Origin of the sequence: Candidatus Accumulibacter vicinus (assembly GCF_000584955.1) — a bacterium.
Taxonomy (GTDB): domain Bacteria; phylum Pseudomonadota; class Gammaproteobacteria; order Burkholderiales; family Rhodocyclaceae; genus Accumulibacter; species Accumulibacter vicinus.
On record NZ_JDSS02000006.1, the window covers coordinates 221,232 to 230,890 of the forward strand.

10 protein-coding genes are annotated in these 9,659 nt (G+C 64.6%); 4 read left to right on the top strand and 6 right to left on the bottom strand.

Annotated features, from left to right (window positions below):
• On the top strand, nt 1-1,600 hold a 1,600-nt coding region (locus CAPSK01_RS01845; RefSeq protein ID WP_273702881.1), incomplete at its 5' end, for a hypothetical protein.
• A gap of 149 nt (nt 1,601-1,749) precedes the next feature.
• Nucleotides 1,750-2,259, top strand: a complete 510-nt coding sequence (locus CAPSK01_RS01850) for a hypothetical protein (protein WP_034921692.1) — start codon at nt 1,750-1,752, stop codon at nt 2,257-2,259.
• 239 nt (nt 2,260-2,498) lie between these two features.
• On the opposite strand, the gene CAPSK01_RS01855 is transcribed toward CAPSK01_RS01850, so the two are convergent.
• Both CAPSK01_RS01855 and CAPSK01_RS01860 read right to left on the bottom strand, forming a co-directional pair.
• The gene (locus CAPSK01_RS01855; RefSeq protein ID WP_273702882.1) at nt 2,499-3,209 is read right to left on the bottom strand and encodes a response regulator; all 711 of its coding nucleotides are present in this window, start codon (nt 3,207-3,209) and stop codon (nt 2,499-2,501) included.
• Entirely contained in the window at nt 3,206-4,651 is a 1,446-nt protein-coding gene (locus CAPSK01_RS01860; RefSeq protein ID WP_273702883.1) for an ATP-binding protein, read from the bottom strand. Before CAPSK01_RS01860 ends, CAPSK01_RS01855 begins: the two co-directional genes overlap by 4 nt.
• Before the next feature lie 289 nt (nt 4,652-4,940).
• Here CAPSK01_RS01860 and CAPSK01_RS01865 point away from each other — a divergent pair, with 289 nt between their 5' ends.
• Both CAPSK01_RS01865 and CAPSK01_RS01870 read left to right on the top strand, forming a co-directional pair.
• Nucleotides 4,941-6,032 carry a sodium ion-translocating decarboxylase subunit beta gene (locus CAPSK01_RS01865; RefSeq protein ID WP_273702897.1) on the top strand — a complete coding sequence of 364 codons (1,092 nt, stop codon included), beginning with the start codon at nt 4,941-4,943 and terminating at the stop codon, nt 6,030-6,032.
• A 45-nt stretch (nt 6,033-6,077) separates the two neighbouring features.
• Complete coding sequence (locus tag CAPSK01_RS01870; RefSeq protein WP_034921509.1) at nt 6,078-6,437, top strand: OadG family transporter subunit; 360 nt, start codon at nt 6,078-6,080, stop codon at nt 6,435-6,437.
• A 255-nt stretch (nt 6,438-6,692) separates the two neighbouring features.
• Here CAPSK01_RS01870 and CAPSK01_RS21410 read toward each other — a convergent pair whose 3' ends face one another.
• The 4 genes from CAPSK01_RS21410 to CAPSK01_RS01885 form a co-directional block, all read right to left on the bottom strand.
• Complete coding sequence (locus CAPSK01_RS21410; protein ID WP_273702884.1) at nt 6,693-6,824, bottom strand: hypothetical protein; 132 nt, start codon at nt 6,822-6,824, stop codon at nt 6,693-6,695.
• Nucleotides 6,825-6,936: 112 nt separating this feature from the next.
• Nucleotides 6,937-8,709, bottom strand: a complete 1,773-nt coding sequence (pabB, locus tag CAPSK01_RS01875) for an aminodeoxychorismate synthase component I (RefSeq protein WP_034921697.1) — start codon at nt 8,707-8,709, stop codon at nt 6,937-6,939.
• A 56-nt stretch (nt 8,710-8,765) separates the two neighbouring features.
• Nucleotides 8,766-8,993 (bottom strand): sulfurtransferase TusA family protein, encoded by a 228-nt coding sequence (locus CAPSK01_RS01880; protein WP_034921512.1) that lies wholly within the window; start codon nt 8,991-8,993, stop codon nt 8,766-8,768.
• Nucleotides 8,994-9,022: 29 nt separating this feature from the next.
• On the bottom strand, nt 9,023-9,659 hold a 637-nt coding region (locus CAPSK01_RS01885), incomplete at its 5' end, for a tetratricopeptide repeat protein (protein ID WP_034921516.1).

The following is a 9,659-nucleotide window of genomic DNA, read 5'->3' on the forward strand; positions in this document are numbered from 1 at the left end:
CTCGGCGATCGAGGCGGCGCGCTGCGACTGCATTCAGCAGGCGGCCTGCGCGCACGTCGCGCTCGGAGTCTGGGCGTTCCGCCTGGCCGACGTTGCATCGCCGACGGCGGCGAGCGTGGAAGTGCGGCTGGGGGCGCCGGCCACCGCCGTCCGGCTCGATCCCACCGTGTATCTCGATTACCTCGGTGCGCTGTTGCAGCATGGCGCCGTCGCCGGCATGGCCGGGTCCGCCCAGGCGCTCTCTCTGGCGCGGGCCGCCGCGACCGACGCCGGCGCCGAATGGATCGTCGCCACCCTCGCCGTCCTGGAAGACTGGAGCGCCGCCTGGGCCGCGCGCAGTGTCCGTTACGCCGCCGAAGCCGGCGTCGACGCGATCACCGAGCTCTTCCTCAGGCTCAAGCTCGGCGCCGCGCCGGGCCGGGCCAGGGCGGTCCTCGGCATCGGCCTGCCGCACGAGGTGGCGCTCGACCGCCTGCGCTTGTTCTGCCTCGGTGCGCGCACCGAACGCGACGGCGACGGGCGGCGCACCCGGCTGGTGCTGGCCGACCCGGATACCGGCACGCTGATGGCCCTGGTCCATGACTGGCGAGTTCCACCGCCGGCAGACGCGGCGGTCGCCGCCGGCCCCGAGGAAGCGGCCCGGCGCGAAGCGCGGCAACGCGCCAGCGAGCGGGTTGCGCCCGGCGTCAAGCTTGAATCGCTGATCAGCAGGCAACTGTTGTCGCGGCAGGCGCGCCGCTTCGCTGATGGCCGCATCGCGCTGGCCCGCGCTCACCACTCGCAAAACAGTCTGCTGCCGCAATCCGGGGACTGGGAAGGTCTGACGCGGCCGCTGCGCACCACCCGCGTCGCCGATCTGATGCGCGAGCGGTCCCGCCATCCGTTGGTCATGGCCCGGCAGGCGGCGGGCGCCTTCGTCGTGTTCAGCCCGGCGCGGATCGCCAACGCCTTCTTCGACCCGCACGCGCAGACCGTGCAATGCACCGCGCTCGACGCCGCGGGTGCCGAACTGCTGATCACGCGCAGCCATGCGGCAGAGGCACGTCGGGCGCTGGAAAAGCTTGCCGGCGCGCTGAGCGGCCTTCACGGCAGCTGTCGCCATATCGCCGGCCGGCTCTCCTGGCAGGGGAAGCTGCCGGCGCTCGAACCGTGGAGTCTGGTTTGCGACCAGGTCATCTCGCTCGATGACACTGGCGCCGCTTCCGGCGACGCCGACGCGCTCACGGCACTGCCCCTCGGACGGGCGAGCGCGGCGGACGATGACCCCTTGCTCGCCACCCTGCTCGCCGTGCGCGCCTTGCTCGCCATGCTGCTGCACCACGGCATCCGCGCGCTGCCGCCATCCTGGCCGGCCGACAGCCAGGCCGCCGTCGCCCGCCTGCGACAGATCGGCTGGCCGGCACTGGCCGACGCGCTCGCCGCGCTTAACGAGGCGGTTCGGGAACCGCAGGCCGGGCGCCTGAGCAGAGAATTTTCAACGCTCGCGATACTGCGCCAACTCCATGAAGATGCTCTGGTGCAGGCGGAAGCCCCAGAGAGAGACCGCTGCGACGCTTCGCATGGAGCGAGGGAAAATCCTGCAGACTTGGCCTTGGATTGACGCCCCTTGATGAAGGCTCATATACTCTTGATGGTGCCGTTGGATTTCCCATCCTTGCAATGTGGCATTTTCTCGTTGATAGTGCTATTTTTCGCTGATCATGGGTCAGCACGGAAAGCAGCGCGGACAACTGGGGGGACGACATGAAGATCAAACGAATCTATTTTCTGGTACCGAACGTCAAGGTGGCAGAAACGATAGTGGATGAACTGCTCCTGGCACGTGTCGAGGAAAGGCACATGCACATTCTGGCCAAGCGCGACACCGAATTGCACGCGCTTCCGGAAGCGTCGATGTTGCAAAAATCCGATTTCGTTCCGGCGGTCCAGCGCGGTCTGGCTCTCGGGGGAGTCGTCGGTGTGCTGGCTGGACTGGTCGGCCTGGCGCTCACCCCTGGTGCCGCAGTCATCGCCGGGGGAATCCTGCTGGGATCCAGCCTTGCCGGTGCCGGAGTCGGCGCATGGCTGAGCGGAATGGTGGGTCTGAGCGTCGGCAACACACGGCACAAACAGTTCGAGAACGCTATCGAGCGGGGCGAACTCCTGATGCTCATCGACGTGCCGATTTCACGGGTAGAGGAAATCAGCGAACTGATCCAGAAGCATCACCCGGAAGCGGAACTGGAAGGCACCGAGCCGAATATCCCGGCCTTTCCGTGAGCAAGGCTGGCGCCCGGGTCATCCCGACCGGCGTCAAGCCAGCCGCGCGCGGAGCAGGTCCTTGCCCACTGCCGCATGCCGGTAGCGACGGGGCGGGTGTGTTTGGCGCCACGCCCGCAACCTTCCACCACCCGGATGCCGGCGTACAGCCCGTCCAGGTTCTGCCGCCCGGTGAAAAACCCCACACCAGGGGCCCGCTGTCCGGCAGGGGGCAGCGCAAGCGGACTGCCACCAGCAATTCACCGGACAGACCGCCCGGACGGGCTATCCTTCCCTGGGCTCCACACTACGGGAGGGCACTCATCGCGCCGCAGGCCCTGCTCGCCGTTCGTCATGAACAGCCGGAACAACTCGGCAAGCGAGTTGACGTGCAACTTTTCCCGAATGCGGCTGCGATGGAATTCGACCGTCTTGACGCTGACGCAGAGTTCCTCGGCGATGGCGCGCGTCTGCCGGCCCTGGAGGATGTGCTCGAGCACCTCGCGCTCGCGGACTGACAGCAGCGCCAGGCGCTCCGCCAGGTCTGGCGGTGAATGCAGGGGGGCCGCGATGCCGCAGCGCTGCTCGGCATCGGCGCGCAGCGCATGGCAGGTTGCCAGCACCAGGCGCTGCTCGTCGTGCGGCTTTTCGATGAAGTCGAATGCGCCCTTTTTCAACGCGCGCACTGCCATCGGGATGTCGCCGTGCCCGGTGAGAAAGACGATCGGGATGCGACAGCGCCGCTTGTAAAGCTCGTCCTGCAGGTCGAGACCGCTCATCACCGGCATGCGGATGTCGAGGATCAGACAGCCCGAGCACTCCCGGCTGAAGCGCTTGAGGAAGGCCCGCGCCGACTTGAAAAGCTGCACTTGCAGGCCGGCCGTGCGCAACAGCATTCCCAGCGAGTCGCGCACCGCCTCATCATCGTCGATCACGAATACCGTCTGTTCGATTGCCGGCTTGTCGCTCACTCATCCTCCGCGGCGATCGTGAAGTGGAAAATCGTGCCACCGCCTGGATTCGGCTCATGCCACAGGCGCCCGCCGTGCGCTTCCACCACCGAGCGGCAGATCGACAGGCCGAGCCCGAGCCCTTGCGGCTTGGTGGAACGAAATGGCGTGTACAGATGCTTGTCCATCGCCGCGGGTATTCCTTCGCCATTATCGCTGATCGATACGGTGATCACGCCAGCGGGCTGCCGCCCGGTCGAGACGGTGAGCCGGCGACGCGCCTGGGCAAGCGGCCGCATTGCATCGACCGCGTTCTCGAGCAGATTCACCACCACCTGTTCGAGCAGGAAACGATCGGCGAGTATCGGCGGCAGGTCCTCGCCCAGGACGACGTTGACGATGACGCAGTGGTCCTCGATGCGCGCTTCCATCAGCTCGATCGCCTCGCGAACGATGGCGTTCAGTTCGCACAATACCGGCTGGGGGTGTTTGCTGCGAACGAAGTCGCGCATCCGCGTGACGATGTTGCCGGCGCGTCTGGCCTGGCCGCGTGCCTGCTTGATGGCGTGCACCAGTTCCGCGCGGTCCATTGTTTCGCTCGCCAACAGGCGCAGACAGGCGTCGTTGTAGCTGGCGATCGCCATCAGCGGCTGGTTGATCTCGTGCGCCAGTGCAGAAGTCGCTTCGGTAAGCGCGGAAAGGCGCGACGTACGGTACAGCATGTCCCGGTTCTCGCGCCGCAGAAACTGCGCGTGGCGCCGATCCGAGATGTCGGTGACGACGATCAGGGTCACTGCGCGGGTGTCCTGCCAGGGTATCGGGCCGAATTGCACAAGATACCAGCGGCCGCTCGCTGGGTCGCGCCGTTCTTCCGAGCTGAAGCCGTGCGAGGGGTACAGCGCGCCGCGACGATCATGGCCATCGCCGCCGGTCAGGTATTGCGGCAGGTCGGCAGCACCCAGCCCATTCGGCTCTGCGCCGATCATCTCTGCCAGGCGTCGATTTGCGTACAGGATCCGTCCGCTCTGCGCGTCCACCACATAGACGGCCGCGTGCATTTCGTCGAGCACGCGCACGAAACGCTCGTCGGCGCGCTGCAGCGCCAGGCGCAGCCGGGTCAGCAGGATGACGAAGACGACGAAGACCCCCACCATCACGAGGCCATCCCAATAGAACAGTTCCGGCCGCGCATAGCCGTGCGACGAGCTGAAGCTGAACAGCCAGCACAGGCAGGCGGCGGCAGCGATCGAAAGCCCCGCATAGCGTCCTGCGTTCCAGGTGGCGAGCGCGATCGGCAGCAGGTAAAGGCTGCCGAGTCGCAGTTCGTAGCCACTGAGGTAGTCGAGAGCGCCGATCCATGTGGTGAGCAGCAGCGCCAACGCGAGCCACCTGCCGGCACCGGCAGGTGCGATCAGGGCACCGCCCGACAATCCCGGCGGCGGCAAGGTCATCGGGCGATTCACGGCGACCGCCGCGAAATGGTGGGTGTCACTGCTTGAAGCCGGTCGGTGCATGGGCAAATCATGGGCAAGTCTGGCGGCAAGATCTAGTGCCAACCCTAGTTAGGATGCTCATCGGCGACACTTATACTCCAACTCTTCACCGTTGGCGATTCCCGGCGCAGCGGTGAGTGGCAGGACATCCTGCCATTCTTCCCGGATACAGGAGGTGGCAGTGGATCAAATCCCGGTTTTTCTCCAGGCCTTGCTCGATCAGACCGGGGCAGTGCATTTCTCGTTCGGTAACCTGGTGATGGTCATCATCGGTTGTACGATGATTTATCTGGCAATTGCCAAGCATTACGAGCCGCTGCTGCTGATCGGCATCGGCTTCTCGTGCATCGTCGCCAACGTTCCCGGCCCACCAGATGATGTACCGGGTGGACAGGCGATCTCGGCGCTGCTCTATGTCGTCAAGGAGGGTGGGCTCTTCCACTACGCCTACCAGGGCGTGGCCTTGCTGATCGTTCCGCCGCTGATCTTCCTCGGTGTCGGCGCCATGACCGACTTCGGACCGATGATCGCCAATCCCAAGCTGGTCATTCTCGGCGCCGGCGCGCACCTGGGAATCTTCGTTGCCCTGATTCTCGCCAAACTGCTCGGCTTCAGCCTGGCCGAGGCCGGCGCGATCGGCATCATCGGTGGCGCCGACGGCCCGATGGCGATCTTCGTCACCGTCAAGCTGGCGCCGCATCTACTCGGCCCGGTCTCGGTGGCCGCCTATTCGTACATGGCGCTGATGCCGATGATCCAGCCGCCGGTGATGCGGCTGCTGACGACCAAGGCCGAACGCCAGATCAGCATGGAACAATCGCGCAAGGTGAGCAAGCTGGAGAAAATCGCCTTCCCGATCGTGATCGCGATCATCGTCAATCTGTTTTTCCCGCCGGTCGCACCGCTGATCACCATGCTGATGCTCGGCAATCTGTTCAAGGAAACCGGCGTCGTCGATCGCCTGGCCAAGACCGCCGCGGGTGGCCTGATGAATGTGATCATCATGATCCTGACCGTGGCCATTGGTTCCACCATGGCGGCGGAAAAGTTCCTGACGCTGCAGACACTGGAAATTGTCGGGCTCGGTTTGATCGCCTTCCTGTTCGGCACCGGTTCTGGCGTGGTGACGGCAAAGATCATGAACCTGTTCATGAAGACCAAGATCAACCCGCTGATCGGCTCGGCCGGAATCGCTTCGGTGCCGATCGCAGCGCGCGTCTCGCACATCGTGGCGTACCAGGAGAACCCGAAAAACCTCCTCATCTACCACGCGATGGGTCCGAACCTCGCCGGCGTCTTCGGCACCGCCATTTCCGGCGGCATCATGCTCGCGCTGATCGGTGTCGGCTAAACGCGCCATGCCGACCCTCCCCTTTCCACATCGAGCACTGCGAACATGAATTCCCTCATTCCCGACACCCTTCAAGGCGCGCTGCTCCTCAGCCTGATCGACTTCTTCCTGAGCTTCGTAGTGATCTCGTTCATCGGCCTGGTACTCTCATGGTTCCCGCTGCTCAACCGCGTCGGCACCTGGCTGTCGCACAAGCGCCCGTCCGCCCCCGCGCCCACGAAGAAAGCGCCGGTTCAGGCGCCCGTTGCCGACCAGGAGATTCCGATCGAGGATGTCGTCGCCATCGCTGCCGCGATCGCTGCCATGGTCGGAGATCATCGCATTCTGCACATCGAGCCGCACAGCGCTGAGTGGAGCACGGCCGGCCGGGTCGCGCATCATCACTCGCATCTGCCGAAGCACTGATCCCCTGGTCCGGGTGTTTCGGTTGAGGATGCCCTGTCCAGAGGCCTTGAATCCCCATCCGGGTTTGCATGCTTGACCGCGTCATCATCGGCAGGATTTGGCTGGGGTAGCGGTGGAGCGCCCGTCGGTGCGGATGGCGGCACGATCTGAGCAGGTGCTGGCCGGGGCATCTTCGCCAGGTTCTCCTGAAGATGGCCGACAATCCCCCAGGCTGCGGCCAGCATGACGATCAAAAACCAGAACATCATCATGGCCTCAGGTATCCTGACCATTTCCAGAAAGTCCATTCAGGATGTCGCCGTTGGCAGCACCGGTGGTCGTCGCCATGTTCATTCCCTCCATAGAATTGAAGTCATTCAGCCAATCGAGCGCGCTCGCGCGCTCCATCTCCATTCATCCCACCGTCGAAACCTTGTTCCTCGTCAGCAAGCCGACGGGATCATGCCACGCAGAGACCGAGGCACCTGGACGTGGTGGTCCCAGGCACGGCCGGCCGCAGTCAGCGTTCGAGCGACACCGGCAGCAGACCGCGCAGGGCGTTGCCCAGATACAGCCGGGAAGCCCCGCGCAGGTCGTCGAGCCGTAGCACCTGTTCACGTGCGCGCCCCGATTCGAGCAGTTGGCGGCGCAGCACGCCGGGCAGCAGGCCGCAGTGCAGAGGCGGCGTCAGCAGCACCCCGTCGCGCTCGACGAAGACGTTGCTGCGTGCGCCTTCGCAAACCTCGCCGCGGGTGTTGAGAAAGATCGTGTCGAAGACCGCGGGGCATGTCGTCAGCGCCGCCAGCGCACGCTCATAACGAGCGCGCGCCGTGGTCTTGTGGCGCAGCAGGTAGTCGTCGTCGGGCAGTGCTTCAGCCGCCAGGCGTGCGCTCCACTGGCGGCCGGGTTCGTCCATGAAAGGCGACGCAGTGACGCGGCAACTGCCGTCATGCGCGAGCGTCAGACGAACGCGAAAGACCCCGCGCGGTCGACCAGCGGCTTCTGCCGCCAGCACCGCGGACACCGTCGGCAGCGCACAGGCGAAACCGAGGCTGCGAGCGGAAGCCTGCAAGCGATCCAGGTGCAAAGGCAGCCAGGGATACCCTCCGTCTTCGAGGCGCAAGGTTTCGAACAATTCGAATCCCGGATCGAAAGCGGTCAGAAAATTCGCTTTCAGCAGACATTCCGCATACTCGGACGCCGGATCCGCGTCGGCGACGATGCCGCTACCCACCCCCATGCGCGCCCGCTGGTCGGTTCCCATTTCGATGGTGCGAATGGCGACATTGAAACGGCAGTCGCCAGTCGGTGCCAACCAGCCCAGAGCGCCGGTATACAGGCCACGCGGCGATTCTTCCAGTTCGGCAATGCGCTGCATGGCGTGTATCTTCGGTGCGCCGGTGATCGACCCGCAGGGAAACAGCGCGCCGAACAGCTCGATCAGGGGCGTTGCCGGCAGTTCTGCGGCCACCGTAGACACCATCTGCCAGAGCGTGGGATAGGCTTCGGCCTCGCACAAGGCTTCGACGCGCACCTTGCCCGGCGGCGCCAGTCGTCCCAGGTCATTGCGCAGCAGGTCGACGATCATGATGTTCTCGGCGCGCTCCTTCGCCGAGGCGAGCAGTGCCGCCCGCCGCTCCTGGTCGGCCAGCGGCGTGCCGCCACGCGGCGCCGTGCCTTTCATCGGACGTGTCACGACGCGGCTGCCCGAGCGCTCGAAAAACAGCTCTGGCGAGAAAGAAAGAATCGCTTCCTCGCCACTGCCGACGTAGCCCCCATAGCGAACAGGCTGCCGCTCGCGCAAGCGCGCATACAGCGCCAGCGGATGACCGTAGATCCGGAAGGTCAGCGGAAAAGTGAGATTGATCTGGTAGCAGTCGCCGTCGGCGATCCAGTGGCCAATCTGCCTGACCTGCTCGGCATGCTTGGCCGCATCGACGCCAGGCGACAGTTCGGCGATTCCGGCCAGCCGCTGATACTCGGGGAGCATGGCCACTTGCTCGCCAAGAAACGTGTGGACTGCCGGTGCGTCAAGCCACTCTGCCTGCGCAAACACCCAGGCCCGGAGCAGGGGCCGCCCCGGTGGTGGCCTGGTAAGGATCGGTTCGAGGCTGGCACCGAGGGCATAATCGGCCGCCAGCGCCACCCAGTTTCCGGCGGCAAGCGCCCTCTCGATCGCATCGAAAACCCGTACTGGATTGGCAGCGGTATCGAGCACCAGGGATCGACACCCGTCGCTCAGCAGCAGTGCACTGCCACCATCAACGTCAAACAGGGCGAAGCGGGCAGGCATCAATCTGCGCTCGGGCAAGGAACAGCGCAGCAAGAGCCCGTCCGCCAGGCAATTCCTTACTTGCGCTTGAGGTAATACTCGAAGACCCGGTTCGACTCAGTGCTCGACAGCAGCTCATTACCGGTCTGCCTAGCGAAGGCCTCGAAATCCTTGAGCGAACCCGGATCGGTCGCCAGTACGTGCAGCACTTCTCCTTGAGACATTTCGGACAGAGTCTTCTTGGTACGCAGAATCGGTAACGGGCAATTCAACCCCTTGACATCTAATTCTCGATCAAAATGCATGGCCCGGCCCCCCCAACGAAAGGCGTATTTTACCCGCCATTCCGCTTCTCCTTCGCCTCTTCCACCTGCAGTTTGCGCAATTCACGCAGACGGGCGTCCACCGCAGACTGTTCGAAAAAAGTGCCGTCGGCAGCCTTTTGCGCAAACTGCAGTTGTTCAACCGCCGGCCCCAACTGTCCCTGCAGCAGATAGAACTCGGCCTGCGCCCGATGCTGCTGGAGGCGCCTGCCCGCCGCCGAGAAGGTTCTGGCCTGCAGGCCATACAGCTTGTAGTCCGAACTGTAGACCTGCAATTGCGAGTCCAGAAAGCGCTGGCCCTGTTCGTATTGCCCCGCGGCCAGCAGTGCTTCGGCGTAACCATAGACCAGCGCCCTGGACTGCGGATAGCGCTGTAAGGCATCGCGATAGATCGCCAGTGCGCCGGCCAGGTCATTGGCCGCCATCCTGATCTCGGCCGCGAGACCGGCAATCATTGGCGAAGACAGCTTGAGTGCAATCAGCGCCTCGAGTTCTCGCTGCGCGGCAGCCACTTCCTTGGACTTCAACAGCGCGTACACCAGCCCGTAGCGGGTGGCTGCCTCCGAAACATGCTTCTTGTCCCGTAACTGCTTGCCAAACTCGTTGACCGCTTCGCGCGGTGTGCCCATCTGCGCGCGCAGCTTGGCG